General features: G+C 66.1%; 28 protein-coding genes. 21 read left to right on the top strand and 7 right to left on the bottom strand.

Translation table 11 applies throughout. The features are described 5' to 3' along the window. From lapB to cysM, 7 genes are all read left to right on the top strand, one after another. Window positions 1-1,212 (top strand): lipopolysaccharide assembly protein LapB, encoded by a 1,212-nt coding sequence (gene lapB, locus K309_RS0106735; protein ID WP_029045706.1) that lies wholly within the window; start codon window positions 1-3, stop codon window positions 1,210-1,212. Window positions 1,213-1,249: 37 nt separating this feature from the next. Next, window positions 1,250-2,653 (top strand): UDP-glucose dehydrogenase family protein, encoded by a 1,404-nt coding sequence (locus K309_RS0106730; RefSeq protein ID WP_029045705.1) that lies wholly within the window; start codon window positions 1,250-1,252, stop codon window positions 2,651-2,653. Between the two features lie 79 nt (window positions 2,654-2,732). Then, window positions 2,733-3,677 (top strand): D-glycero-beta-D-manno-heptose-7-phosphate kinase, encoded by a 945-nt coding sequence (rfaE1, locus tag K309_RS36060; RefSeq protein WP_051320359.1) that lies wholly within the window; start codon window positions 2,733-2,735, stop codon window positions 3,675-3,677. 27 nt (window positions 3,678-3,704) lie between these two features. Beyond that, window positions 3,705-4,700: an ADP-glyceromanno-heptose 6-epimerase gene (gene rfaD / locus K309_RS0106720; RefSeq protein WP_029045704.1), complete on the top strand. Its 996-nt coding sequence runs from the start codon at window positions 3,705-3,707 to the stop codon at window positions 4,698-4,700. 170 nt (window positions 4,701-4,870) lie between these two features. After that, complete coding sequence (locus K309_RS0106715; RefSeq protein ID WP_029045703.1) at window positions 4,871-5,278, top strand: ComEA family DNA-binding protein; 408 nt, start codon at window positions 4,871-4,873, stop codon at window positions 5,276-5,278. 253 nt (window positions 5,279-5,531) lie between these two features. Continuing rightward, on the top strand, window positions 5,532-6,833 hold the full coding sequence (locus K309_RS0106710; RefSeq protein ID WP_029045702.1) for a solute carrier family 23 protein: 1,302 nt from the start codon (window positions 5,532-5,534) through the stop codon (window positions 6,831-6,833). Window positions 6,834-6,987: 154 nt separating this feature from the next. Continuing rightward, a complete protein-coding gene (cysM, locus tag K309_RS0106705; RefSeq protein ID WP_029045701.1) occupies window positions 6,988-7,890 on the top strand; it encodes a cysteine synthase CysM in 903 nt (300 codons plus the stop codon). 72 nt (window positions 7,891-7,962) lie between these two features. Here cysM and mltB read toward each other — a convergent pair whose 3' ends face one another. Next, window positions 7,963-9,069 carry a lytic murein transglycosylase B gene (mltB, locus tag K309_RS0106700; RefSeq protein ID WP_029045700.1) on the bottom strand — a complete coding sequence of 369 codons (1,107 nt, stop codon included), beginning with the start codon at window positions 9,067-9,069 and terminating at the stop codon, window positions 7,963-7,965. Between the two features lie 178 nt (window positions 9,070-9,247). On the opposite strand from mltB, the gene K309_RS0106695 reads away from it, so the two are divergent. The 7 genes from K309_RS0106695 to K309_RS0106665 all read left to right on the top strand — a co-directional run bounded on the left by K309_RS0106695 (window position 9,248) and on the right by K309_RS0106665 (window position 15,592). Beyond that, window positions 9,248-10,171 carry a histone deacetylase family protein gene (locus K309_RS0106695; protein WP_029045699.1) on the top strand — a complete coding sequence of 308 codons (924 nt, stop codon included), beginning with the start codon at window positions 9,248-9,250 and terminating at the stop codon, window positions 10,169-10,171. 12 nt (window positions 10,172-10,183) lie between these two features. Continuing rightward, window positions 10,184-10,987, top strand: a complete 804-nt coding sequence (locus tag K309_RS0106690) for an enoyl-CoA hydratase (RefSeq protein WP_029045698.1) — start codon at window positions 10,184-10,186, stop codon at window positions 10,985-10,987. A 164-nt stretch (window positions 10,988-11,151) separates the two neighbouring features. Beyond that, complete coding sequence (locus tag K309_RS0106685) at window positions 11,152-12,186, top strand: methionine ABC transporter ATP-binding protein (RefSeq protein ID WP_029045697.1); 1,035 nt, start codon at window positions 11,152-11,154, stop codon at window positions 12,184-12,186. Beyond that, window positions 12,176-12,829, top strand: a complete 654-nt coding sequence (locus K309_RS0106680; RefSeq protein ID WP_029045696.1) for a methionine ABC transporter permease — start codon at window positions 12,176-12,178, stop codon at window positions 12,827-12,829. The genes K309_RS0106685 and K309_RS0106680 overlap by 11 nt, the downstream gene beginning before the upstream one ends. Window positions 12,830-12,862: 33 nt before the next feature. Continuing rightward, window positions 12,863-13,660: a MetQ/NlpA family ABC transporter substrate-binding protein gene (locus K309_RS0106675; protein WP_029045695.1), complete on the top strand. Its 798-nt coding sequence runs from the start codon at window positions 12,863-12,865 to the stop codon at window positions 13,658-13,660. A 228-nt stretch (window positions 13,661-13,888) separates the two neighbouring features. Further along, window positions 13,889-14,638: an electron transfer flavoprotein subunit beta/FixA family protein gene (locus tag K309_RS0106670; RefSeq protein WP_029045694.1), complete on the top strand. Its 750-nt coding sequence runs from the start codon at window positions 13,889-13,891 to the stop codon at window positions 14,636-14,638. Between the two features lie 18 nt (window positions 14,639-14,656). Beyond that, window positions 14,657-15,592, top strand: coding sequence for an electron transfer flavoprotein subunit alpha/FixB family protein (locus K309_RS0106665; RefSeq protein WP_029045693.1), 936 nt, complete (start codon window positions 14,657-14,659; stop codon window positions 15,590-15,592). Between the two features lie 176 nt (window positions 15,593-15,768). Here the strand turns inward: K309_RS0106665 and K309_RS0106660 are convergent, their stop codons facing one another. Then, entirely contained in the window at window positions 15,769-17,073 is a 1,305-nt protein-coding gene (locus K309_RS0106660) for a D-amino acid dehydrogenase (RefSeq protein WP_029045692.1), read from the bottom strand. A 108-nt stretch (window positions 17,074-17,181) separates the two neighbouring features. Between K309_RS0106660 and K309_RS0106655 the strand changes: the two genes are divergently transcribed. Together K309_RS0106655 and K309_RS0106650 are read left to right on the top strand one after the other, a co-directional pair. Then, window positions 17,182-17,685: an Lrp/AsnC ligand binding domain-containing protein gene (locus tag K309_RS0106655; RefSeq protein ID WP_029045691.1), complete on the top strand. Its 504-nt coding sequence runs from the start codon at window positions 17,182-17,184 to the stop codon at window positions 17,683-17,685. A 32-nt stretch (window positions 17,686-17,717) separates the two neighbouring features. After that, a complete protein-coding gene (locus tag K309_RS0106650) occupies window positions 17,718-18,893 on the top strand; it encodes a PA0069 family radical SAM protein (RefSeq protein WP_156914315.1) in 1,176 nt (391 codons plus the stop codon). A gap of 350 nt (window positions 18,894-19,243) precedes the next feature. Here the strand turns inward: K309_RS0106650 and K309_RS0106645 are convergent, their stop codons facing one another. From K309_RS0106645 to K309_RS0106630, 4 genes are all read right to left on the bottom strand, one after another. After that, the gene (locus tag K309_RS0106645; protein WP_029045689.1) at window positions 19,244-19,735 is read right to left on the bottom strand and encodes a TM2 domain-containing protein; all 492 of its coding nucleotides are present in this window, start codon (window positions 19,733-19,735) and stop codon (window positions 19,244-19,246) included. Between the two features lie 126 nt (window positions 19,736-19,861). After that, on the bottom strand, window positions 19,862-20,020 hold the full coding sequence (locus K309_RS42395; protein WP_198030793.1) for a hypothetical protein: 159 nt from the start codon (window positions 20,018-20,020) through the stop codon (window positions 19,862-19,864). A gap of 273 nt (window positions 20,021-20,293) precedes the next feature. Next, window positions 20,294-20,701 carry a hypothetical protein gene (locus K309_RS0106635; protein WP_029045688.1) on the bottom strand — a complete coding sequence of 136 codons (408 nt, stop codon included), beginning with the start codon at window positions 20,699-20,701 and terminating at the stop codon, window positions 20,294-20,296. Between the two features lie 182 nt (window positions 20,702-20,883). Next, window positions 20,884-22,002, bottom strand: coding sequence for a PQQ-dependent sugar dehydrogenase (locus K309_RS0106630; RefSeq protein WP_029045687.1), 1,119 nt, complete (start codon window positions 22,000-22,002; stop codon window positions 20,884-20,886). Between the two features lie 153 nt (window positions 22,003-22,155). Between K309_RS0106630 and rpsP the strand changes: the two genes are divergently transcribed. The 5 genes from rpsP to K309_RS0106605 all read left to right on the top strand — a co-directional run bounded on the left by rpsP (window position 22,156) and on the right by K309_RS0106605 (window position 25,251). Continuing rightward, on the top strand, window positions 22,156-22,407 hold the full coding sequence (gene rpsP / locus K309_RS0106625) for a 30S ribosomal protein S16 (protein ID WP_029045686.1): 252 nt from the start codon (window positions 22,156-22,158) through the stop codon (window positions 22,405-22,407). A gap of 141 nt (window positions 22,408-22,548) precedes the next feature. After that, a complete protein-coding gene (rimM, locus tag K309_RS0106620; RefSeq protein ID WP_232232324.1) occupies window positions 22,549-23,133 on the top strand; it encodes a ribosome maturation factor RimM in 585 nt (194 codons plus the stop codon). A gap of 43 nt (window positions 23,134-23,176) precedes the next feature. After that, the gene (gene trmD, locus K309_RS0106615) at window positions 23,177-23,941 is read left to right on the top strand and encodes a tRNA (guanosine(37)-N1)-methyltransferase TrmD (RefSeq protein WP_029045684.1); all 765 of its coding nucleotides are present in this window, start codon (window positions 23,177-23,179) and stop codon (window positions 23,939-23,941) included. Window positions 23,942-24,033: 92 nt separating this feature from the next. Next, entirely contained in the window at window positions 24,034-24,426 is a 393-nt protein-coding gene (gene rplS, locus K309_RS0106610; protein ID WP_029045683.1) for a 50S ribosomal protein L19, read from the top strand. A 144-nt stretch (window positions 24,427-24,570) separates the two neighbouring features. Continuing rightward, entirely contained in the window at window positions 24,571-25,251 is a 681-nt protein-coding gene (locus K309_RS0106605; protein ID WP_029045682.1) for a CoA pyrophosphatase, read from the top strand. Between the two features lie 20 nt (window positions 25,252-25,271). Here K309_RS0106605 and K309_RS0106600 read toward each other — a convergent pair whose 3' ends face one another. Beyond that, window positions 25,272-26,117: a sulfurtransferase gene (locus tag K309_RS0106600; RefSeq protein WP_029045681.1), complete on the bottom strand. Its 846-nt coding sequence runs from the start codon at window positions 26,115-26,117 to the stop codon at window positions 25,272-25,274. Window positions 26,118-26,158: the final 41 nt, after the last annotated feature.

Genomic DNA, 26,158 nt, shown 5'->3' with positions numbered 1-26,158 from the left:
ATGATGTTTGAAACCTGGTGGTTGCTGGCGCTGCCACTTGTCTTTGGCCTTGGCTGGATGGCGGCGCGCTTCGACGTGCGGCAACTCATCAGCGAGCAGGGCGCGCTGCCGCGTTCTTATTTCAAGGGCCTCAATTTCCTGCTCAACGAGCAACCCGACAAGGCCATCGACGCCTTTATCGAGGTGGCCCGCCTTGATCCCGAAACCACCGAACTCCACTTTGCCCTCGGCGCGCTGTTCCGCCGCCGCGGCGAAACCGAGCGCGCCATCCGCGTGCACCAGAACCTGGCGACCCGTCCCGACCTGCCCGAGCCGGAGCGCGAACATGCGCTCTACGAGCTTGGCCAGGACTTCCTGCGCGCCGGCCTGCTGGACCGCGCCGAGGAGTCGCTGCGCCGGCTGATGTCCGGCCCGTATGCAGCCTCGGCCAAGCGCGTGCTGCTTGAGCTGTACGAGGTCGAGAAGGAGTGGCAAAAGGCCATCGACGCCGCGCGCGAGCTGCAGACGCTGGAGCAGAAGAGCTACAGCCTGCAGATCGCCCAGTTCTGCTGCGAACTGGCGCAGGACGCGCTGCAGCGCAAGCGTCCCGAGGATGCGGTGAAATGGCTGAACCAGGCCATCGCGGAAAATCCGGCCAATGTGCGTGCCCCTATCCTGCTGGGTGACGTGGCGGCGGCCTCCGGCGATGCACGCGCGGCGCTCGGCCACTGGCTGGGCATCGAACGACAGGACGCCTCCTACCTGCCGCTGGTCGCCGATCGCGTGGTCAAGGCCTATGCCAGCCTGCAGCAGGAAGGCACGGCGCTGGAGTGGCTGCACGGCCTGCTCAAGGGCAAGCTCGCACCGGAACTGCTCGACACTGCATACAAGTCCGAGCTTGAAACGAACGGCCCCGAAGCCGCGGCGCGCCTGATGCGCGAGCAATTGCGGCGCCAGCCCACGCTGCTGGCGCTGACAAAGTACTTCGAGGCGCAGGCCGCCGTGACCTCGGCCGAAGTGCCGGCCGGTGCCGATGTCCCCGCCGAGGACGGCGCCGGCGACCGCGATCAGGAAACCGGCGCGATCCGCGACCTGCTGCAGGCGCGCACGCGCAACCTGGCGCGCTACACCTGCCGTGAATGCGGTTTCCGCGCCCGCCTGTTTTACTGGCAATGCCCGGGCTGCAATCGCTGGGAAACCTACGCGCCGCGGCGTTCCGAGACGCTGGGCTGAGCCCGGCGCGCAGCACTACAGAATCTGATCTGAAGCCATGAAAGTTACCATTATCGGCAGCGGCTATGTCGGCCTCGTCACCGGCGCTTGCCTGGCGGAGCTGGGCAACGATGTGTTCTGCCTCGACCTGGACGAAAAGAAGATCGCGCTGCTCAACGCGGGCGGCGTGCCGATCTACGAGCCGGGCCTGCAGGAACTGATCCAGCGCAACCGCGCCGCCGGCCGCCTGGTCTTTTCGACCGACGTCGCCGCCAGCGTGGAGCATGCCGACGTGCAGTTCATCGCGGTCGGGACGCCGCCGGACGAAGACGGCTCGGCCGACCTGAAGTACGTGCTGGCCGCGGCGCACAACATCGGCCGGCACATGACCGGCTTCAAGGTCGTGGTCGACAAATCCACCGTGCCGGTGGGCACGGGCGACCGCGTCACTGCCGCGATCCGCGAGGAACTGGCCGCGCGCGGGCTGGAAGACCTGCAGTTCTCGGTGGTTTCGAACCCCGAGTTCCTGAAGGAGGGCGCCGCCGTCGAGGACTTCATGCGCCCCGACCGCATCGTGCTGGGCTGCAACCCGGACGCTGCCGGCCGCCATGCGCAAGCCACCATGCGCACGCTGTACGCGCCGTTCAACCGGCACCATGAGCGTACGTTCTACATGGACGTGCGCTCTGCCGAGTTCACCAAGTACGCGGCCAATTCGATGCTGGCCACGCGTATCTCATTCATGAACGAACTGGCCAACCTGGCCGACGAGGTCGGCGCCGATATCGAACTCGTGCGCATGGGTATCGGCTCCGATCCGCGTATCGGCTACAGTTTCCTGTATGCCGGCGCGGGATACGGCGGTTCGTGCTTTCCCAAGGACGTGCAGGCGCTGATGCGCACCGCGGCCGACCATGGCAAGCCGATGCGCGTGCTCGAGGCGGTGGAGGCCGTCAATGGCGCGCAGAAGCGCGTGCTGGGCGAGAAGATCGTGCGCCGCTTCGGCGATGACCTTGCCGGCCGCTCCTTTGCTATCTGGGGGCTGGCATTCAAGCCCAATACCGACGATATGCGCGAGGCGCCGTCGCGGATCCTGGCGCGGGAACTGGTGTCACGCGGCGCGTCACTGCGCGTGCACGATCCGGTATCGATGGCGGAAGCACGCCGCGCGCTGGAGTCTGACCTGTCCGACCTGCCTGAGGCCATGGCGCGCGTCAGCTTCCACGACAACCAGATGGATGCGCTGGACGGCGCCGATGCGCTGGTCATCGTGACCGAATGGAAGGTATTCCGCAGTCCTGACTTCGGCCAGATCAAGCGGCGGCTGAAGACGCCGGTGATCTTCGACGGGCGCAACCTGTATGAGCCCCAGGCCATGGCCGAGAGCGGCGTCGAGTACCACGCCATCGGCCGCCCGGCCCGGCCCGGACAACAGGCGGCGCACGACTCCGCGAACAAATAGAGCGTGCACGGGTCAACGACTGATCAACTGACATGCTGACGAGGCGGCGCTGGCTGCCTCGCAATCGCCAAGGATCTTCATGAACAAGACCATCCCGCAGGAACAGATCCGGCAGTCTCATATCCTGGTGGTCGGCGACATGATGCTGGACCGCTACTGGTTCGGCGACGTCGAACGCATTTCGCCGGAAGCCCCGGTGCCGGTGGTGCAGGTCAAGCGCAGCGACGAGCGCCTGGGCGGCGCCGCCAACGTGGCGCGCAACGCCGCCGCGCTGGGCGCGCGCGTGGGCATGCTGGGCGTGGTCGGCGACGACGAGCCGGCGCGCACGCTGGAGGCGCTGCTGGCCGAGAGCCGCGTCGAGCCCTACCTGCACCGCGATCCCAAGCTGAACACCACCATCAAGCTGCGCGTGGTCGCCCACCAGCAGCAGTTGCTGCGCGTGGACTTCGAGAACGCCCCGGCGCACGAAGTGCTGGCCGCGGTACAGGACCGGTTCCAGGGCCTGATCAACGACTACCAGGTGCTGGTGCTGTCCGACTACGGCAAGGGCGGCCTGACGCACGTCTCCCGCATGATCGACGCCGGCCGCGCGGCCGGCCGCAAGGTGCTGATCGACCCCAAGGGCGACGACTACTCGCGTTACCGCGGCGCCACGCTGATCACTCCCAACCGCTCCGAGATGCGTGCCGTGGTCGGCGCCTGGAAGACCGAGGCCGACCTCACCATCCGCGCCCAGAACCTGCGCCGCGAGCTGCAGCTCGAAGCGCTGCTGCTGACGCGCTCGGAAGAGGGCATGACGCTCTACACGGAAGCCGAAGTGCTGCACGTGTCGGCCCAGGCGCGCGAGGTCTATGATGTATCGGGTGCCGGCGATACCGTGATCGCCACGCTGGCCACCATGCTCGGCGCCGGCGTGCCGCTCAAGGAAGCCGTCCAGCATGCCAACCGCGCCGGCGGCATCGTGGTCGGCAAGCTCGGCACCGCCGTCGTCACCTACCCCGAATTGTTCGGCGCCGCCCCGTGACGCGCGGCGCCCATTACTGAAGCGACCATGACCATCATCGTGACCGGCGCCGCCGGCTTTATCGGCAGCAACCTTGTCAAGGGCCTGAACGACCGGGGCGAGACCAATGTCATCGCCGTCGACAACCTGACCCGCGCCGACAAGTTCCACAACCTCGTCGACTGCGAGATCTCCGACTACCTGGACAAGGAGGACTTCCTCGAGCGCTTTGCCAAGGGGCAGTTCGGCAAGGTCCGCGCGGTGTTCCACGAAGGCGCCTGCTCCGACACCATGGAGAGCGACGGGCGCTACATGATGGAGAACAATTACCGCTACACGCTGTCGCTGATGGAAGGCTGCCTGGAGCAGGGCGCGCAATTCCTCTATGCCTCATCGGCCGCGACCTACGGCGCCTCGCAGGTGTTCCGCGAGGACCGCGAGTTCGAGCGTCCGCTGAACGTGTACGGCTACTCCAAGTTCCTGTTCGACCAGATCGTGCGGCGCAGGCTGCCGTCGGCGCTGTCGCAGGTCGTGGGCTTCCGCTATTTCAACGTGTATGGTCCGCGCGAGAACCACAAGGGCCGCATGGCCTCGGTGGCCTTCCACAATTTCAACCAGTTCCGCGCCGACGGCACCGTGAAGCTGTTCGGCGAGTACGGCGGCTACGGTCCCGGGATGCAAAGCCGCGACTTCATCTCGGTCGAGGACGTGGTCAAGGTCAACCTGTACTTTCTGGACCATCCGGAGAAGTCCGGCATCTTCAACCTGGGCACCGGCCGGGCACAGCCGTTCAACGACATCGCCGTTACCGTGGTCAACACGCTGCGCGAGGCGGAAGGCAAGCCGCGGCTGTCGCTGGAAGAGCTGGCGCAGGAAGGCCTGGTCGAGTACGTCAAGTTCCCGGACGCGCTGCGCGGCAAATACCAGTGCTTTACGCAGTCCGATGTGTCGAAGCTGCGCGGCGCCGGCTACAACGAGCGGTTCCTGACGGTCGAGGAAGGCGTGGCGCGCTACTGCCGCTGGCTGATCGAGCGCAACGGCTGACGCTGGCACCCGTAATACTGCGATTCCAATGACCGGCCGACACGTTTTCGTGCGGCCGGTGTCAATTTGTGTTGCCGTACGCGCTGCCGTGGCGCGCTGAACCTATCCTGAGCTGGCCTCGCCGCAGTGGCGGGGTGGTACTTCACACCATCCACAGCAAAGGAGCTTTCATGTTCAAGCATTGGGTCTGGCAACTCGTCCGTCGTTTTTTCCTGCTGGCTGCGATGTGCCTGTGCGCGGGCGGCGCGGCGCATGCCGCCATCGACGTCAATACGGCCGACGAGGCCGCGCTGACTTCGGTCAAGGGCGTTGGCCCCGCCACCGCACGCAATATCGTCGATGAGCGCAACAAGCGCGGCCCGTACAAGGATGCCGCCGATCTTGCCGAGCGCGTCAGCGGGGTGGGCCCGAAGTCCGTGGCCAGGTTGCAGGAAGGGGGGATGGTGTTCGGCGCCGCCGCCGCCGCTGCGCCGGCCACTGCGGCCCCCGCGGCCCCCGCGGCCCCCGCGGCCACCGCGGCCAAGCCCGGCAAGGCGGCAGCCTCACCGCCAGCCGCAGCCGCCAAGGCAGCTCGCTGAAGCATCAGGCGGAGCCTGTCGCCCTGTGCCTGGTCCGGATGCGCCCGGGCTCGTCCTTGCTGGTACGTCTCGTGCTACACCTGTGCAGCTTCGCAGCCATCTGGCTGCGGAGTATCATGCGGACGCCGCGCCGGCAGGATGTGCCGCGCGCGCGCCCCGACCGGCAATATGCAGCCGGTTGGCGGCGATCACCAACCACAATCGCGGCGGCCGCTGACGCAGCGGCCCGCCCCGGACACAGGGAGTACAACACATGGCGAATGGCGAGGACGCGGGTTTCCTGCCGAAATGGCGGCTCAAGACCGAAGGGGTAATCGGGCCCGACGAACGGCTGCCGGCCGGGCAGACGCTGCTGGCCGGCATCCAGCACGTGGTGGCGATGTTCGGCTCGACCGCCATCGCGCCGATCCTGATGGGCTTCAATCCCAATATCGCCATCCTGTTTTCCGGTATCGGCACGCTGATCTTCTTTCTGTGCGTGCGCGGCCGGGTGCCCAGCTACCTTGGTTCGAGCTTTGCCTTCATCGCCGTGGTGATCGCTGCCACAGGCTATGCCGGCAGCGGCCCCAACCTCAATATCCCGGTGGCACTGGGCGGCATCATTGCAGCGGGCGCTCTCTACACGCTGATCGGCGTGGTGGTGCAGGCCGTGGGCTACGCCTGGGTGGAAAAGCTGATGCCGCCGGTGGTCACCGGCGCGATCGTCGCGGCCATCGGACTGAACCTGGCCCCGGTCGCGGTCAAGGCGGTCAGCGGCTCTTCGCTTGACACCTGGGTGGGCCTGCTGACGGTGCTGGCCGTGGGCCTGGTCGCAGTGCGCGCGCCAGGCATGCTCGGACGCCTGCCGGTGCTGATCGGCGGACTGGTGGGGTACGTTGCCTACTACGTGGGCACCAACGTGATGGGACTGGGCAAGCCGATCGACTTCTCCAGCGTTGCCGCGGCCAGCTGGTTCGGCCTGCCTGCGTTCACCGCACCGGCGTTCGAGGTCAGCGCCATGCTGCTGATCGCCCCGGTGGCGATCGTGCTGGTGGCAGAGAACCTCGGCCACATCAAGGCCATTGGCGTGATGACGGGCCGTAACCTCGATCCGTATATCGGCCGCGCGTTTATCGGCGACGGCATCGCGACCATGCTGTCGGCCAGTGGCGGCGGCACCGGCGTGACCACCTATGCCGAAAACATGGGTGTGATGGCGGTCACCAAGATCTACTCCACGCTGATCTTCGTGGTGGCGGCGGCGGTGGCCATCGTGCTGGGCTTTTCGCCCAAGTTCGGCGCGCTGATCCTGACCATCCCGGGACCGGTGATCGGCGGCCTGACCATCGTGGTGTTCGGCCTGATTGCCGCGACCGCGGGCCGGATCTGGGTGCAGAATAAGGTGGATTTCTCCAGTTCGCGCAACCTGATCACGGTCGGCGCCACCCTGACGGTGGCCGCGGGCGACCTGACGCTGAAGCTGGGCGGCATGACGCTGGGTGGCATCGGCACCGCCACCTTTGGCTGCATCCTGCTGTACCACCTGCTGGGCGAAGGCAACCACGAGGCCGACTGAGTCGCGCGGGGAATCGGGGAATCGGGGAATCGGGGAATCGGGAAGTGGGGATGCGGGGTCGGGCGCATTGGTGCAAATCCCGCCTCCGGCGAGGGAAAGGGGACTGGATTACAATGGCCGGCGAACCTGACCTACCCTCGCCACCCCCTCCCCCATGGCTTACAAGACTATTGAAGACACCATCGGCAATACGCCGCTGGTCAGATTGCAGCGCATTCCCGGTGCCGCCAACGACGCGCGCGGCAATGTGATTCTCGGCAAGCTGGAAGGCAACAACCCCGCCGGTTCGGTCAAGGACCGCCCGGCGGTATCGATGATTGCCCGTGCCGAGGCGCGTGGCCGCATCAAGCCGGGTGACACGCTGATCGAGGCGACGTCGGGCAATACCGGCATCGCGCTGGCCATGGCGGCCGCCATCCGCGGCTACAAGATGGTGCTGATCATGCCGGAGGATCTGAGCCTGGAGCGCCGGCAGAGCATGGCGGCCTACGGTGCCGAAATCGTCCTGACCCCGGTTAAGGGCGGCATGGAATACGCCCGCGACCTGGCGGACGCGATGGAGCGCGAAGGCAAGGGCGTCATCCTCGACCAGTTCGCCAACCCGGACAACCCGCAAGCGCACTATGAAGGCACTGGCCCCGAGATCTGGCGCGATACCGAAGGCCGTGTCACCCATTTTGTTTCGGCAATGGGCACCACCGGCACCATCACCGGCGTGTCGCGCTATTTGAAAGAGCAGAACCCGGCGATCCAGGTCATCGGCGCCCAGCCGGCCGAAGGCTCTCGCATCCCGGGCATCCGCAAGTGGCCGGAAGCCTACCTGCCCAAGATCTATGACCCCGCGCATATCGACCGCACCGAGCCCGTGAGCCAGGCCGATGCCGAGCACATGGCGCGGCGCATGGCGGCTGAAGAGGGCATCTTCTGCGGCATCTCGGCGGCCGGCGCATTGTGCGTTGCGCTGCGGATTGCCGAGGAAGTGGAGAACGCCACCATCGTCTTCGTGGTGTGCGATCGCGGCGACCGCTACCTGTCGACCGGAGTGTTCCCGGCCTGATTCGGGAGGCGATGCCAGACAGAAAAGCCTCGCGCAAGCGAGGCTTTTTTGCGTCCGGGTGTCAGGTTTGGCTCAGCCCATCGCCGCCTTGACCGCTTCGCCCAGCTGGTACACCGCCAGCGCGTAGAAGAAGCTGCGGTTATAGCGCGTCAGCACATAGAAGTTGCGCAGGCCCAGCAGGTACTCGGTAGGCTGGTCCGGCGTGGGCAGGTCGACCACCAGCACGCCGGTCTCGCCTTCGCGTGCCGTGTCGATGGGCTCGTCCACGCGCAGGCCCGCGCGGGTGAGCTGGTTGAGCGTGCGTGTCGGCCACGGCTCGCCATCCGCCGCAGCGGTGGCGACGCCGAGGCTGCCGCTGTCGCCGGCAATGCGCCATGCCACCGGCCGGCCCGGTTCCCAGCCGTGCAGCTGCAGAAAGCGCGCCACACTGCCGATCGCATCAGTCGGGCTGTTGCGCAGGTCGATACGGCCGTTGTTATCGTAGTCGATCGCATATTCGCGCAGGCTGGTCGGCATGAACTGCGGGATGCCGATCGCGCCGGCGTATGAGCCCAGCACCGAGTACACATCGGTGCGCGTATCGCGGCACCACAGCAGGTAGTCGGCCAACTGGTTGCGGAACAGCGTGGAGCGCGCGGCGCGGTTCGGCGTGTCGGGGTAGTCGAAGGCCAGCGTCGACAGCGAATCGAGCACGCGGAACGTGCCCATGTCGCGGCCATAGATGGTTTCCACTCCAATGATGCCAACGATCACCGAGGCCGGCACGCCGAATTCGGCCTCGGCGCGGCGCAGCGTGTCGCGGTTATCCTGCCAGAAGCGCACGCCGGCATTGATGCGGATCGGCTCGATAAAGCGCGAGCGGTAGGCGCGCCAGCTTTTGCGCCCGACGGTGGCGGGCGGCATGATCAGGCGCACCACGGTCGAGGAATAGACCGCCTGGCCGAACCAGTCCTGCAGCGCGCCGCGGTCGAAGCCATGGCGCGCCACCATTTCATCGATAAAGGCGCGGGTTTGCGGGTTGTCGCGGTAGCGGCCGGGTTCGATTTCTTCTTCACGCACGCTGACGCGGCGCTTGCCTGCGGCGAGAAGGCTGGGGGAGAGGCCGCAGAGTCCGAGTGCGGCAGCGGAAAGCGCGGCGCCCAGCAGGGGGCGTCGCAGTGAGCGCTGGGTGTCGGTCATGGTGTCCTTTGCAAGTCGCTCCGAGTATAGCGGATGCCACTGCAGCGGCCCGGCGCGAACCCGGCACGTGCCCGCGGGAATCGGCTCAACCGCGCGCCTGCCGAGAGGACGCGCATTGGGTGGCTGGGTCCGCGCTGTGCTAACGTAGCGAATGGAGACAACCGAGCGACGACAAGAGATGCCGACCGGCTATTACACGCACCCCGAGTTCCAGCGGCACGAGATGGGGCATTTCCATCCCGAGTGTCCGGAACGCCTGCAGGCGATCGAGGATCACCTGATTTCGCACGGCCTGGACGGGCTGCTGGAACGCCGCGAGCCCACGCCGGCCACACGCGAGCAGATCGAGCGCGTGCACCGGGCCGACTATGTCGATTCGCTGGAAAGCGCCAGCCCGGCCAGCGGCTACTATCCGATCGACCCGGATACGTCGATGAACGCCCACACCCTGAGCGCGGCCACGCTGGCCGCCGGCGCCGCGGTGGCGGCGACCGATGCGGTGATCGCGGGCGAGTTCGAGAACGCCTTCTGCTGCGTGCGCCCGCCCGGCCACCATGCCGAGCCGGACCGCGCCATGGGCTTCTGCTTTTTCAACAACGTGGCCATTGCCGCACGCCACGCGCTGCAGGCGCATGGGCTGGAACGCGTCGCCATCATCGATTTCGATGTCCACCACGGCAACGGCACCGAGGCGGCCTTCCGCGGCGACGAGCATGTGCTGATGTGCAGTTTCTTCCAGCACCCGTTCTACCCGTACAGCGGCACCGAGCACCTGGCGGCCAATATGGCAAACATCCCGCTGCCGGCCTACACCAACGGCATGGTCGTGCGCGAGGTGGTCGAGACCATCTGGCTGCCGCGCCTGCATGAGTTCCGCCCGCAGATGCTGTTCATCTCGGCCGGCTTCGACGCGCACCGCGAGGACGACCTGGGGCAGATGGGCCTGGTGGAACAGGACTATGCGTGGATCACCGGCCAGCTTGTCGACGTGGCGCGCACGCACGCGCAGGGACGCATCGTCAGCTGCCTGGAAGGCGGCTACAACCTGAGCGCGCTCGGGCGCAGCGTGCTGGCGCACCTGAAAGTCCTGCTGGAACGATAGGAGGCATCCGCCATGGCAGAAAACGATGCGCGCCTGGACGCGCCGCTGCTGACCGAAACGCGCGATGCCGCGGGCGTGGCGCGCGTGACCATGAACCGACCGCAGGCCTTCAACGCCTTGTCCGAGGGCCTGCTGGACGCGCTGGCCGAGACCTTCGGGCGCCTAGCCGCCGACGACGCCGTGCGCGTGGTGGTGCTGGCCGGTGCCGGCAAGGCCTTCTGCGCCGGCCATGACCTGCGCGAGATGCGCGCCACGCCGTCGCACGACTATTACCGGCGCCTGTTCGACCGCTGCACGCGCGTGATGATGGCGATCCAGAAGATGCCGCAGCCCGTGATCGCGCGGGTACAAGGCATCGCCACCGCGGCCGGCTGCCAGCTGGTGGCGATGTGCGACCTCGCGGTAGCCGCCGATGATGCGCGCTTTGCGGTGTCCGGCGTCAACCTCGGCCTGTTCTGCGCGACACCGGGCGTGGCGCTGTCGCGCAACCTGCACCGCAAGCAGGCAATGGAAATGCTGCTGACCGGCGACATGATCGATGCCGCCACCGCGCGCGAGCGCGGGCTGGTCAACCGCGTGGTGCCGGTCGCCGCACTGGACGACGAGGTGGCGCGGCTGGCCGCCAGCATCTGCGCCAAGCCGGCCGCGGCCGTCGCTGCCGGCAAGGGGCTGTTCTACCGCCAGCTTGAAATGGGTATCGAGGCCGCCTACCAGCTGGCGGGCCAGACCATGGCCTGCAACATGATGGATGACTCCGCGCTGGAAGGCGTGCAGGCCTTCCTCGACAAGCGTGCGCCCTCGTGGCGTGGCGAATAATAGACATTTCCGCGTTCTTTATGCTGGGTGCGCATAAAGACATCGGTAAAAATTCGTTTATGGTATGAAGTGAATCGCATAAAATACCCGCTTTACAAAAATAAGTGCGGCAACAGCGCTCGAGACAACCTCGCCTGTTGCCGTTTTCTTTTGGTCACCTTTACATGATCGAACTGCAAGGACTGTCGCAGCGCTTCCCGGGCGCGTCTGGCGACGTGCATGCATTGCGGGACGTCAGCCTGTCGATTGCAGCGGGCGAAGTCTTCGGCATCATCGGCCGCAGCGGCGCCGGCAAGAGCACGCTGGTTCGCGCCATCAACCTGCTGAACCGGCCCACCAGTGGCCGCGTCATCGTCGGCGGCCAGGACCTGACCGCGCTGGATAACGGCGCACTGCGCCTGGCGCGGCGCGAGATCGGCATGATCTTCCAGCATTTCAACCTGCTGTCGTCGCGCACCGTCTATGACAACGTGGCGCTTCCGCTCGAGCTGGCCGGCAAGCCCAAGGCGGAGATTGCCACTACGGTGCTGCCGCTGCTGGACCTGGTCGGCCTGTCCGCGCTGAAGGACCGCTACCCGGCGCAGATCAGCGGCGGGCAGAAGCAGCGCGTGGGCATTGCGCGCGCGCTGGCGAGCAAGCCCAAGGTGCTGCTGTCGGATGAAGCCACTTCGGCGCTGGACCCGGAAACCACCCGCTCCATCCTGGAACTGCTCAAGCAAATCAACCGCGACCTGGGCCTGACCGTCGTGATGATCACGCACCAGATGGAGGTCATCAAGCAGGTGTGCGACCGCGTCGCCGTGCTCGAGGCCGGCCAGGTGGTCGAGCAGGGCCGCGTGATCGACGTGTTCCTGCGTCCGCAGCACGACGTCACCCGCGCCATGATCGGCGATGTCATTGCGCAGGAGCTGCCCGCAAGCGTGCTCAAGCGCGTCGAAAGCCGGCTTGGCAACGGCCGCGATCATGTCTACCGGCTCGCGTTCACCGGCGAGGGCGTCGACCAGCCGGTGCTGGCGCAGGCGATCCGCCGCTACGGGCTGGACTTCAACATCCTGCACGGCCATATCGACGAGATCCAGGGCCAGGCCTTCGGCTCGCTGGCGATCATGGCCACCGGGGAGCTGGCCGACGTGAAGGCAGCGATGGAATACCTGCAGGCGCAAGGCGTCGTGGTGGAGGAGTTCGAGCATGTGGTCTGAGATGTCTGACCTGTTCCTGACCTCGTTCAACGAGACGCTGCTGATGGTGGCGATCTCGGGCGTGGTCGGCTCGCTGCTGGGCGTGCCGCTGGGCGTGCTGCTGCACCTGACCAATCGCGGCGGCGTGCTGTCGCACCCGCTGTTCAACCGCACCATCGGCGTGGTGGTCAATGCGGTGCGTTCGATCCCCTTCATCATCCTGCTGGTGGTGGTGATTCCGTTCACGCGCTTTATCGTGGGTTCGTCGATCGGCACCACCGCGGCGATCGTGCCGCTGACCATCGCGGCGATTCCCTTTATTGCCCGCCTGGTCGAAAGCGCGCTGCGCGAGGTCGACAAGGGCCTGGTCGAGGCCGCCCAGTCGATGGGCGCGACGACCGGCCAGATCGTGTGGAAGGTGCTGTTGCCCGAGGCCATGCCCGGCATCGTCGCCGGGCTGACCATCACCTTCGTCAGCCTGGTCGGCTACTCTGCCATGGCCGGCGCGATCGGCGGTGGCGGCCTGGGCGACCTGGGCATCCGCTATGGCTACCAGCGCTACATCACCGAGGTGATGGTGGCGGTGGTGGTGATCCTGATCATCTTCGTGCAGGCGGTGCAGAGCTTCGGCGACTGGCTCGTCCGGCGCATCAGCCACCGCTGAACCAAACGACTCTTAGAGATAGGTACGTACATCATGCAACGTCGCAACCTGCTGCAATGGATTCTCGGCGCCGCGCTCGGCGCCTCGCTGGCCACCGGCGCGATCGCCCAGGAAAAGCCGATCAAGATCGGCGTGACCGGCGGACCGCACGCCCAGATCATGGAACAGGTGAAGAAGGTCGCCGCCAAGGACGGCCTGAATATCCAGGTGGTCGAGTTCAGCGACTACATCCAGCCCAACGCCGCGCTGGCCGCCGGCGACCTGGATGCCAACAGCTACCAGCACCTGCCTTACCTGGAAGCCCAGATCAAGGACCGCGGCTACAAGTTCGCGCACATCGCCTACACCGTGACCTTCCCGATGGGCGTCTACTCCAAGAAGATCAAGTCGCTCGACCAGCTCAAGCAGGGCGCGCGCGTGGGCGTGCCCAACGATCCGACCAACGGCGGCCGCGGCCTGCTGCTGCTGCAGAGCAAGGGCGTGATCAAGCTCAAGCCCAACGCCGGCCTGAAGGCGACCCCGCTGGACATCGCCGAGAACCCGAAGAAGATCCGCATCGTCGAGCTGGACGCCGCGCAGCTGCCGCGCTCGCTGGATGACCTGGATGCGGCCGCGATCAACGGCAACTACGCGGAATCGGCCGGCCTGTCGCCGACCAAGGATGCGATCGCCATGGAAGGCCCGAAAGGCCCGTACGCCAACCTGATCGCGATCCGCGAGGCCGACAAGAGCAAGCCGTGGGTGGCCAAGCTGGTGAAGGCGTACCACTCGCCGGAAATCAAGCAATACGTCACTTCGACGTTCAAGGAATCGGTCATCACGGCCTGGTAAGCGTTGTAAAGCCTTGGTCACTTTGCGGGGTTCATCCAATCAGACGATCCCCGCAGGCCTGGGTTTGCGGCACAATCTCCGGACGGCTGGTGATTGCCGGGCTATGCCCGGCATCATTTTGCCGATAAAATAGTACGATCGTTCGAAAAACAGGAGAGCCGCCAACCCGGTGGTTATAATGACGAGCGAACAAAATTTCTGACTATCAGCTATCAGTGGAGTGAGCGCATGAAAGTACTCGTCGCAGTCAAGCGGGTGGTGGATTACAACGTCAAGGTCCGCGTCAAGGCGGATGGCACGGGCGTCGATCTGGCCAACGTCAAGATGAGCATGAACCCGTTCGACGAAATCGCCGTGGAAGAGGCCGTGCGCCTGAAGGAAGCCGGCGTCGTCACCGAAGTCGTGGCCGTCTCGTGCGGTGTCACGCAGTGCCAGGAAACCCTGCGCACCGCGATGGCCATTGGTGCCGACCGCGGCATCCTGGTGGAGTCGAACGAAGACCTGCAACCGCTGGCCGTGGCCAAGCTGCTGAAGGCGCTGATCGACAAGGAGCAGCCGCAGCTGGTGATCCTGGGCAAGCAGGCCATCGACGATGACTCGAACCAGACCGGCCAGATGGTGGCCGCGCTGGCCGGCCTGCCGCAAGCCACGTTCGCCTCGAAGGTGGTGGTGGCCGATGGCAAGGCATCGGTGACCCGTGAAGTCGACGGCGGCCTGGAAACGCTGTCGCTGAAGCTGCCGGCCGTGGTGACGACCGACCTGCGCCTGAACGAGCCGCGCTACGTCACGCTGCCGAACATCATGAAGGCCAAGAAGAAGCCGCTGGATACCGTCAAGCCGGAAGACCTCGGCGTCGACGTGAAGCCGCGCCTGTCGACCCTGAAGGTGGTCGAGCCTGCCAAGCGCAGCGCCGGTGTGATGGTGCCGGACGTCGCGACGCTGGTGCAGAAGCTGAAGAACGAAGCCAAGGTTATCTGAGCGCGGGGGAGATAGAACATGACTGCACTCGTCATTGCTGAACACGACAATCAATCGATCAAGGGCGCCACGCTGAACACCGTGACCGCCGCAGCCCAATGCGGCGGCGACGTGCACGTGCTGGTGGCCGGTTCCAACGCCAAGGCCGCGGCCGACGCCGCCGCCAAGATCGCCGGCGTGACCAAGGTCCTGCTGGCCGACGCCGCCTACTTTGGCGACGGCCTGGCCGAGAACGTGGCCGAGCAGGCGCTGGCCATCGCCAACGATTACTCGCACATCCTGGCCCCGGCCACCCCGTACGGCAAGAACATCCTGCCGCGCGTGGCCGCCAAGCTGGACGTGGCCCAGATCTCGGAAATCTCCAAGGTCGACGCCCCGGACACCTTCGAGCGCCCGATCTACGCCGGCAACGCCATCGCCACGGTCAAGTCGGAAGACAAGATCAAGGTGATCACCGTGCGCGGCACCGCGTTTGACGCCGCCGCCGCCGAAGGTGGCTCGGCCGCCGTCGAAACCCTGCCGGCCGTGGCCGATGCGGGCGTTTCGCAATTCGTTTCGCGCGAAGTGGCCAAGAGCGACCGTCCGGAACTGACCGCTGCCAAGATCATCGTCTCGGGTGGCCGTGGCGTGGGTTCGGGCGAGAACTACACCAAGGTGCTGACGCCGCTGGCTGACAAGCTGGGCGCCGCGCTGGGTGCTTCGCGCGCCGCAGTGGACGCAGGCTTCGTGCCGAACGACTACCAGGTCGGCCAGACCGGCAAGATTGTCGCGCCGCAGCTGTACATCGCCGTCGGTATCTCCGGCGCGATCCAGCACCTGGCCGGCATGAAGGACTCCAAGGTGATCGTCGCGATCAACAAGGATGCCGAAGCCCCGATCTTCTCCGTGGCCGACTATGGCCTGGTGGGTGACCTGAACACCGTGGTGCCGGAGCTGGTGGCCGCGCTGGGCTGATGCCATCAGCTTGCCGGGGCTGTGACGCCCGGCAATGTTCGCAAAAGGAGCCGTTCCCGGGGTTTCCCGCGAACGGCTTTTTTGCGTCTGGCCACCGCTGTGGAGGTCCGTGATCTCGGCCAAACAAAAAGGGCGGCCTGCGGGGCCGCCCTTGCGTTGCCTACGTGCCGGCGTTGTCAGGCATGCGCTGGCCGCGGCGCCACGTGATGGCGCGTGGGCTTGAAATAGCGGCCCACCGACAGGTCATCGGCACGGATCGCCGGCGAAGTCCCGGAAACCAGGTCCGACAGCAGCTTGCCGGAGCCGCAGGCCATGGTCCAGCCCAGCGTGCCGTGCCCGGTGTTCAGCCACAGGCCGCGTACCTGCGTCGGGCCGACGATCGGCGTGCCGTCCGGCGTCATCGGGCGCAGGCCGGTCCAGAAGGTGGCCTGGCTGACATCGCCGGCGCCGGGGAACAGGTCGGTGACCACGTGTTCGAGCGTGCGTCGCTTGGCCGGATCGAGGCCGCTGTCATAACCAACGATCTGCGCCATGCCGCCGACGCGGATGCGATCGTCGAAGCGGGTGATGGCGACCTTGTAGGTTTCATCGAGCACCGTCGACACCGGGCTGCGCGAGGCGTCGCTGAGCGGCACCGTGATCGAGAATCCCTTGAGCGGGTACACCGGCAGGTTGGACATGCCCGACAGGAACGGCTTCACCAGCTGCGTCGACCAGCTGCCCAGCGCCACCACCACCAGGTCGGCGGGGATCGGCTCGCCGTTGACCATGGCGCCGGTGACGGCATCGCCCTGCGTCATCAGGCTGTCGATCGAGCGGTTGTAGAGGAACCTGACGCCAAGCATCTCGGCCATCTGCGAAAGCCGTGTCGTGAACAACTGGCAGTCGCCGGTTTCATCATTGGGAAGGCGCAGGCCGCCGCTCAGCTTGTGGCTGACGGCGGCCAGCGCCGGTTCGCTCGCGGCGAGTTCTTCGCGCGAAAGCAACTGGTAGGGCACGCCGGCTTCTTCCAGTACGGCGATGTCCTTGGCCGCGCTTTGCAGCTGCTCGTCGGTGCGGAACACCTGCAGCGTGCCTTGCTGGCGGCCTTCATATGCGATCCCGGTTTCCGCACGCAACGCGCGGATGCAGTTGCGGCTGTACTCGGCCAGCCGCACCATGCGCTCCTTGTTCACGGCATAGCGCTCGGCGCTGCAGTTCAGCAGCATCTGCCACATCCACTGCAGCTGGAACAGCGTGCCGTCCGGACGGATGGACAGCGGAGCGTGCTCCTGGAACATCCACTTGATCGCCTTCAGCGGGACGCCGGGCGCCGCCCACGGCGACGCATAGCCCGGGGAGATCTGCCCCGCATTGGCAAAGCTGGTGCCAAGCGCGGGTCCCGCCTCGCGATCGACAACGGTCACTTCGTGACCGGCCTTGGCCAGGTACCACGCACTGGTGACGCCAATTACGCCACTGCCAAGTACGAGAACGCGCATTTCGGGGGCTCCCAACTACGATGTCAAGTTGATGAAGGATTTGTCTCTATACTATTGAATACAATCCAGTCATAGTTACCGAATTTCTCAGTAAAACAGGAAAAACTCATGAGAACGAGTCGCCAGCCCGTACGCAGCCTTGACCGGCTCGACCGCAGGATCCTGACGTTGCTGCAGGCCGACGGCAGGATCTCGATGAAAGATCTGGCGGAAGCGGTCGGCCTGACCATCACGCCCTGCATCGAGCGGGTCAAGCGCCTGGAGCGCGATGGTGTCATCATGGGTTACTACGCGCGCTTGAACCCGACCTTGCTGGGCAGTGCGCTGCTGGTGTTCGTGGAGATTTCGCTCGGCAATAAGTCGGGCAATATGTTCGAGCAGTTCCGGCGCGAGGTGCTGCGCATCCCGGAAGTGCTGGAATGTCACCTCGTGTCGGGCGATTTCGACTACCTGATCAAGGCGCGCATCCGCGAGATCGGGGAATACCGGCGGCTGCTGGGCGACATCCTGTTGCAGCTCCCCGGCGCCGCGCAGTCGAAAAGCTATGTCGTAATGGAAGAAATCAAGGAAACCCTGGCAATCCCGGTCGAGGACAGGAGCCAGCCGACCTGACCACAGAGGCCAGGCGAACCATGCCGGCAACTATGAAGCGCCCCACCAATTCTCCCAAAGACACGGCCACCGGCGCCGATACGCAGGCGGGCCCGCGGCCGCCCGTCGCACGCAAGGGACGCGGGGCGGTCAGCAACCTGCAGGGGCGTTTCGAGCGAGACCAGCGCGAGGCCTTCGACGACGGTTGGGGTGCTCCGGCCCTGGACGAGCCATCCGCCGCGCCGGCGCCGGAAGCGCCATTGCCGCCGCTGCGCACGCAGGTGCGCATTGAACGTGCGCGTTCGATCCTGACGCGCAACGCGTCGCCGGATATCCCGTTCGACGTCTCGCTGAACCCGTATCGCGGCTGCGAGCACGGCTGCATCTACTGTTTTGCGCGGCCCACGCACGCCTATCTTGACCTGTCGCCGGGGCTCGACTTCGAAACCCGGCTGTTCGCCAAGGCCAACGCGGCCGAGAAGCTGCGCGAGGCCCTGGCTCGCCCTTCATACCGCTGCGAGACCATTGCACTGGGCGTCAACACCGACGCCTACCAGCCGATCGAGCGCGAGCAGCGCATCACCCGCGGCATCCTCGAGATGCTGAGCGAGCACGACCATCCGGTCGCGCTGATCACCAAGTCTTCACTGATCGAGCGGGATATCGACCTGCTGGCGCCGATGGCCGCCAAACGGCTCGCGGTGGCTGCCGTGACCATTACCACGCTGGACTCGGACATCGCGCGCACGCTCGAGCCGCGTGCTGCCACGCCGTCACGGCGCCTGCGTACGATCCGTACGCTGACCGACGCCGGCATCCCGGTGGGCGTGAGCATTGCCCCGGTGATCCCGTTCGTTACCGAGCCTGACCTTGAGCGTGTGCTGGAAGCGGCGCGCGAGGCGGGCGCCGTTTATGCGAACTACATCGTGCTGCGGCTGCCATGGGAGGTGCGGCCACTGTTTGAGGAGTGGCTGCTGGCGCATTTCCCCGACCGCGCCGAACGGGTCATGAACCGCGTTCGCGACATGCGCGAAGGCAAAGCCTACGATGCCAGCTTTGCCACGCGCATGCGGGGCACGGGCGTGTGGGCGGACTTGTTGCGCCAGCGCTTCTACAAGGCCGCCGACCGGCTCGGCTTCCGCTATAACCGGTTCGAACTGGATACTTCGCGGTTCCGGCCACCCGCGGGCCCACGCGGCAAGGACGATCCGCAAGGCTCCTTGTTCTGAGCGGCTTCTGTGGCCTGCTGGTCGCCGATCATGCGGCTGGCCAGGTCCAGCGCGGCCTTCGCGCTCGATGGCGGCAGTCCAGAGGACAGCGCCAGCCTGACGGCAATGGCAGCCAGGCGTCCTTCGTCATACGTTGGCATGTCGATTGGTGCTCCTTTGCGCCGCCAGAGCCACGCTCCACCGCGCATGTCGCCGCCAGGATCGGACGGTGTTTCCAGTATGGGCGATTTGCGAGAAAGGGGAATTGCCGATTGCGCCCGCATTGACCTCGCGCAAATGCCGGCTGCGCTTAGCGCTTGCGTCGATGCTTGTGCCAACCCCAATAGCGCGGCATGACGCCGCCGCCGCGGCTATTGCGACAGCTCGCGCGCCGCCTCGACCTGCGATTCGAAGAAGGTCTGGAAACTGATTGCCAGCCCCGCCATCAGCAGGCCGGTACCGATCAGCAGCGACAGGATCACCAGGATCACGACCGGCCAGCCGGAGCGCGTGGGCCGGCCATGGGGGTTGAAGCGCGCATCCCACTTGTCGTCCGGGCGCAGGCCATAGACGATCGCGGACAGGAAGGCGCTGATGACCGAAACCCCGCCGGCAACGGCGAACGTCCAGTTGAGCGCGGGTGTCCCGGCGTCAGCCGCCATCGAGGCAATACCGATGGCGCCGGCCAGCAACCCCAGCAGGTGAGCCCAGCCGTACACGTCGCGTAGACCGCCCAGGTAAAAGCGGTGCGCCCCAAGGCTGCCGAGCAGGAACGCCAGCGCGACGGTCAGCAGCTTGGACTTGCCGCGAAGCGGGGCGGCGGTGCGAGTGGTTGCGGGACTGGCTGGCGTGGCGGCAGGCATGGCGTTGGGGGCGTGCGTGGCAGTTCAGGTAAAACGGCGGCACGCGCGTGCCAGCCGGCAGTCATTGTACGCCGACGGTCACGGCCAGGGAGGTGAGAGGTGCATCAGCCGACGCGTGGAGCGACGCTAATGCCAGCCGCCCGCGAGCAGGCTCTTGATAAAGGTGGCGGCGCGTTCGCTGATATGCGTTTCGCCGTAAAGGACCAGGGTAAGGATACCCATGAACAGGATAGACAGCGATAACTGGCCAACGTGTTCGGCCAGGTCGCTAAGCAGGGGTGACATGACAAACCTCACAGAATTATTGTCATTCTGGAGGCTGCGCCCGAGCTGTCGTGATCGGGTCCGACAGGAGGTGTCGGGCAGAGGCAGGTCAGTTCGATTGCCGTCTGCACTGGACGGCACGCTGTGAGCCCCGGGCAGCGCCGGGCGGCAGCCTGTGTGCGGCACCCGGAAAGCGGGGCACACACTCAGATACAGACAGTCGGAGCGCGAGGCGAGTTCCGCAGCGAGTTCCACAGGGTGCCGGCGTTGCACGAACGCCGGCCACAAGGCGAATCAGCGTGCGCCGTTGTCGCGGCCGCGTGCCTGCCAGCCGGGGCCCACGTTGCCGGGGCGCGAGTCGTTGCGGGCGTCGGGAGCGTTGCCGCGCTGATCCTGGGCACGCGCGCGGTTGTCGTCGCGAGCGCCTTGCATGGCGGCGGCGGCGCGGCGGCCGTTCAGGCGGTCGTCGGCGCGGGCACGGGCTTCCATGCGGTCGATTTGGGCCTGTACGTGATCGCGGCTTTCGGCGCGCACGCTGGCGACCTGCCAGCCGTCGCCGGCCTGCAGCCGCACCGGCCGGGCATCAGCACGGCTTTGTTGCCAGAATGCGACCTGGGCATGACTGGCGGCTACCGCGCCGACCAGGCCCGAGGCCACCAGGATGCCAGCCACCAGGTCGCGCAGGAGAGAGCGGGTGAGCATGCGGATTCCCAGGTTCCTGTCGCGCTAAGTTGCTGTTGGAAGATGGGTTCATGGTACGCATGGGCCATCGGGTCGCGCTATGCCAAGCGCGTTACCGGTGTAACGGATTGTTTCGGACGCACAGCCCTTGCCGTTCCTCGTGTTTCCGCGGCTTTGCGGGCCTTGCTCGGGTCGTCTCCAGCCTACGGCGCGTAGCGGATCCGGTAGATCGCGCCGGCCAGGTCGTCACTGACCAGCAGCGAGCCGTCAGGGGCGACCAGCACGTCGGCCGGGCGTCCCCAGGGCCTGCCGCGCAGCCATCCCTGGGCAAACACTTCCTGCCGGACTGCCTTGCCGGACTCGTCCAGCACCACGCGCACTACGCGGTAGCCGGACGGCTCGCTGCGGTCCCAGCTGCCGTGTTCGGCGATGAACACGTTGTTGCGGTAAGCCGGCGGGAACTGGTTGCCGGTGTAGAAGCGCATGCCGAGCGCGGCCACATGCGCCCCCAGCCGTGCCACCGGGCCGACGAACTCCGAACACTTGCGCTGGCTGCCGTACTCGGGGTCGGCGACGTTGCCGGCATGGCAGTACGGATATCCGAAATGCTGGTTGGCGGCGGTGGCGCGGTTCAGCTCGTCGTCCGGCACGTCGTCGCCCATGCGGTCGCGGCCGTTGTCGGTGAACCACAGCTCGCGCGTGGCCGGGTGCCAGTCGAAGCCGACGGTATTGCGCACGCCCCGGGCTACCACCTGCAGGTCGCTGCCGTCGGGCTTCATCTTCATGATGTTGGCGTAGCGGTTCTCGTCCTTCGCGCAGATGTTGCAGGGCGCGCCGACCGGGACATACAGGTATCCGTCCGGCCCGAAGGCGATGAATTTCCAGCCATGGTGCGTGTCGGTGGGAAAGCGGTCGCTTACCACCACCGGTTCTGGCGGGTTGTCCAGGCGGGCTTCGATGTTGTCGAGGCGCACGATCCTGGACACCGACGAGGCATACAGGCTGCCATCGCGCAAGGCCACCCCCGCCGGCATGCGCAGGCCGCTGGCGACGGTCCGCACGCGCGGTTTGGCGCCGAGCGCGTCGGTCACCGCATAGACTTTGCCCTCCCGGAGCGTGCCGACGTACAGTGTGCCCGCCGGTGACAGCGTCATGGCGCGTGCACCCGGCACGTCCTGCGTCAACACGTCGATGCGGAAACCAGCGGGCAGCTTGATCTGCTCGAGCGGCAGGGCCGCCGCCGCGCTGCCCGCCAGCAGGACCATGCCAAGCAGGGCGGATTGCCGTATGGTACGAAGCAAGAAGTGCAGGTGCGGGCGCATGTCGGGCCTCCTGTCGCGTTTTTTGCCACGATGCCCGCACGGCCCCGGCACGTCAATCACCTAAGTGTTTGTTTGGCCTCGGAAACTGGGCTATACTCTTGTGTTTCGTGTTCGTTTGAACACCCGGACACCCGTTTTCTGAGGAATCATCCCATGGTCGTTATCCGTCTGGCTCGCGGCGGCAGCAAGAAGCGCCCGTTCTTCAACATCGTCGCTACCGACTCGCGCAACCGTCGCGATGGCCGTTTCATCGAGCGCGTTGGCTTCTACAACCCGCTGGCATCGGAAGGCGAAGAAGGCCTGCGCCTGGCGCAAGACCGCCTGGCCTACTGGCAAGGCGTTGGCGCCCAGCTGTCGCCGACCGTTGCCCGCCTGGTCAAGCAAGGCGCCAAGGCTGCTGCCTGATTGCCGCTGGTCCATCGGACTGAGCGAACACTATAGCGTGCCCGCAAGGGCACGTTCTTCGTTGCGCACGTGACTGAACGCAAGCAGCGGCCGCTGAACCGGCCGCAGGGCCAGCAGGGTGAGGCCCCCAAGGCCCTCAAGATGCCCGCGGCGCTGCTGTATGCCGACGCCCTGCCGGAAGACCTGGTGGAAGTCGGCTATGTCGGCGCGGCCTACGGTATCCGTGGCTGGATCAAGGTCCAGCCGCATGCCAATGACGCGTCCGCCCTGCTGCATGCGCGTCGCTGGTGGTTGCTGGCGCCGCCGCAGGCGGGGCTGGTGGCGGCCGGTGCGCAGCATGCCCAGCCGGTCTGCGTGAAGATCGCGCAGTCGCGCGAGCACAGCGGCACGGTGGTGGCGAATGCTGCCGGCGTGGCCGACCGCAATCTTGCGGAAGCGCTCCGGGGCCGTCGCGTGTGGATCCGGCGCGCGGATTTTCCGGCGCCGGAAGACGATGAGTTTTACTGGGTCGACCTGATCGGCTGCAGCGTCAGCAACGAGCAAGGCGAGTTGCTGGGCGAAGTGTCCGGCCTGATCGACAACGGTGCCCACCAGATCCTGCAGGTCGCGTACGCGCTGCCTGACGGCAAGGCCGGTGAACGGCTGATCCCGTTTGTCGATGCGTTCCTGCGCACGGTCGATACGGCCGGCAAGCGCATCGTGGTGGACTGGGGGCTCGATTACTGACCCTGGCACCGAGCCCGGCTTGTGCCCAGGAGGGGGAGAGCGGATGCAGTTCGATGTGATCACGCTGTTTCCCGAGATGTTTCGTGCGCTGACCGACTGGGGCATTACCAGCCGGGCAGCCAAGCAACAGCGGTATGCGTTGCGCAGCTGGAATCCACGCGATTTCACGGTGGACAACTACCGCACCATCGACGATCGCCCCTATGGCGGTGGCCCTGGCATGGTGATGCTGGCCAAGCCGCTGGACGATGCGATCGATGCCGCGGTGGCAGCGCAGGCGCAGGCCGGCGTGCCGCGGCCGCACGTGGTGCTGATGTCGCCGCAAGGCAAGGCGCTGTCGCACGCCAAGGTGATGGAGTTGGCAGAACGGCCTGGCCTGGTCCTGCTGTGCGGCCGCTATGAGGCCATCGACCAGCGGCTGATCGACCGCCGCGTGGACGAGGAAATCAGCCTCGGCGACTTCGTGCTGTCAGGCGGCGAACTGCCGGCGATGGCGCTGATCGACGCGGTGGTGCGCCACCTGCCCGGCGTGCTGGGCGACGCGCAGTCCGCGGTGCAGGACAGCTTCGTCAACGGCCTGCTGGATTGTCCGCACTACACGCGGCCGGAAGAATATGAAGGCGTGCGGGTGCCCGAGATCCTGCTCGGGGGCCATCACGCCGAGATCGAGAAATGGCGGCGCCAGCAGGCGCTGGCCAATACCGCGAGAAAGCGTCCCGATTTGATCGAGGCGGCTCGCGAACAAGGTTTGCTGTCCCGCGCCGACGAGAAATTCTTGTTGGAATGGGCGGCGAAGGAAGGGCGGTAGGCAACTCCCGCCAGGTAAAACCCCATCCTCTGCCGGGGCCCGGGACATCCTGGGGCATACAACGCCGGCACGATGGTTACGGAGAAAAAACGATGAACCTCATCGAGCAGATCGAGAAGGAAGAGATCGCGCGTCTGACCGCGAACAAGACCATCCCCGCATTCGCACCCGGCGACACCGTGATCGTCAGCGTGAACGTGGTGGAAGGTACCCGCAAGCGCGTGCAGGCCTACGAAGGCGTGGTGATCGCCAAGCGTAACCGCGGCCTGAACTCGTCCTTTATCGTGCGCAAGATCTCGTCGGGTGAAGGCGTGGAGCGTACGTTCCAGCTGTACTCGCCGCTGATCGCTGCCATCGAAGTGAAGCGTCGCGGCGACGTGCGTCGCGCGAAGCTGTACTACCTGCGCCAGCGTTCGGGCAAGTCCGCACGTATCAAGGAAAAGCTGGTGTCGAAGGCTTCCGCCGCTGCCAAGGCTGCGGAGTAAGCCGGACCCGCCGGTCGGGGCGACCCGGCCAGCGTTTCCTCAGGAAGGGCACCTCATGGGTGCCCTTTTTGCATTGGCGTACGGGCAACGGCCCGATTTTGCTGCGGCGCCGAATTGCGAGCTTCTGTCATACTTGCACTTGTTATGCGTCCCGCCTTCGATCCCGAATCCCTTCCCGTCGTCGACACCGACTTGCGCAATGCGCCATTGACCGAGCCGCGCTTGCAGGTCGACTTCATCCGGCACCGCTTCGAGTTGCCGCCCGCCTGGGCGCCGGAGCTGACCGACGAATCGCGCGTCTACGACCGCAGCCGCGGACTGCGCGATGCCGCCGTGCTGGTGCCGCTGGTGGAGCGTCGCGACGGCCTGACCGTGCTGCTGACCGAGCGCAACGCCAACCTGAGTGCGCATGCGGGGCAGATCAGCTTCCCCGGCGGCAGGCAAGAGCAGTGGGACACGAACCGCATCGATACGGCGCTACGCGAAACGGAAGAGGAGGTGGGCCTGGCGCGCGACTACGTGGAAGTGCTGGGCGCGCTGCCTGACTACATTACCGGCACGGGATTTCACGTCAGCCCGGTGGTCGGCCTGGTGCGCGATGGTTTCACGCTGCGTCCGGATGCCTCGGAAGTGGCCGATGTCTTCGAGGTGCCGCTTGCCTTCCTGATGAACCCGTCACACCATGAGCGGCGCCTGTTCCGCTGGGTCGATGGTGAGCGCCTGTTCTACGCCATGCCTTATCCGCGCGATGACGGCGGCCACCGCTTTATCTGGGGCGCCACCGCGGGCATGCTGCGTAATCTCTACCACCTGCTGGCGGCCTGAGCTGCCGCCTTGGACCTCTCTCAGGCTGCCGCCTGCTTTGTCTCGATGCAGTGCGGGCAGCTCTTGCCAATCACGTAGTGCGGGCTCTGTTGTTCTTCCGGCGTGACCACGGCACGGCAGGCAAAGCACTGCTTGGGCCCGGCGGGCTCCAGGTTCGGGTTCAGCGCGGTGCGGTAGTCGAAGACGAAGCAATCACCGCGATAGTGGCTGCCGCCCACTTCCTCGAAGTACTTGAGGATGCCACCCTCGAGCTGGTAGACGCGCTCGACACCGACTTCCTGCATGTGGATCGCCGCCTTCTCGCAGCGGATGCCGCCGGTGCAGAACGACACCACGGTCTTGCCTTCCAGCTCCGCCTTGTGCGCGGCGACAGCCTCGGGAAATTCGCTGAACTTGGCGATGTCGTACTCGACGGCGTCTTCGAACGTGCCGACCGCCACTTCGAAGTCATTGCGCGTATCGAGCATCACCACCGGGCGGCCTTCATCGTCATGCCCCTGGTCCAGCCAGCGCTTCACGTCCACCGGCCGCACCGACGGTGCGCGGCCATTTTCGGGGCGGATCAGCGGCATCTTCATGGTGATGATTTCCTTCTTGGCGCGCACCAGCATGCGCTTGAAGGGCTGGTTCTCCGACAGGCTTTCCTTGGGCGCGATATCGGCGAAGCGCGCATCGGCATGCAGCCACGCCATGAAGCCGTCGATGGCTGCGCGCGGGCCGGCGAGGAACATGTTGATGCCCTCGGGCGCGAGCAGAATCGTGCCTTTCAGGCCGGCCGCCTCACAGCGCTCGCGCATGGCCGGGCGCAGGGTCTCGATGTCGTCCAGCGAGACGAATTTGTAAGCGGAGATATTGACGATCTGCATGGGGGACGGCGCCTGCACGTCCGCGCCCGGAAGGGCGGGAA

The organism is Cupriavidus phytohabitans, assembly GCF_000426345.1.
GTDB lineage: Bacteria > Pseudomonadota > Gammaproteobacteria > Burkholderiales > Burkholderiaceae > Cupriavidus.
Note: the sequence above shows the minus strand (reverse complement) of the source record. Positions and strands in the feature narration are given on the sequence as shown.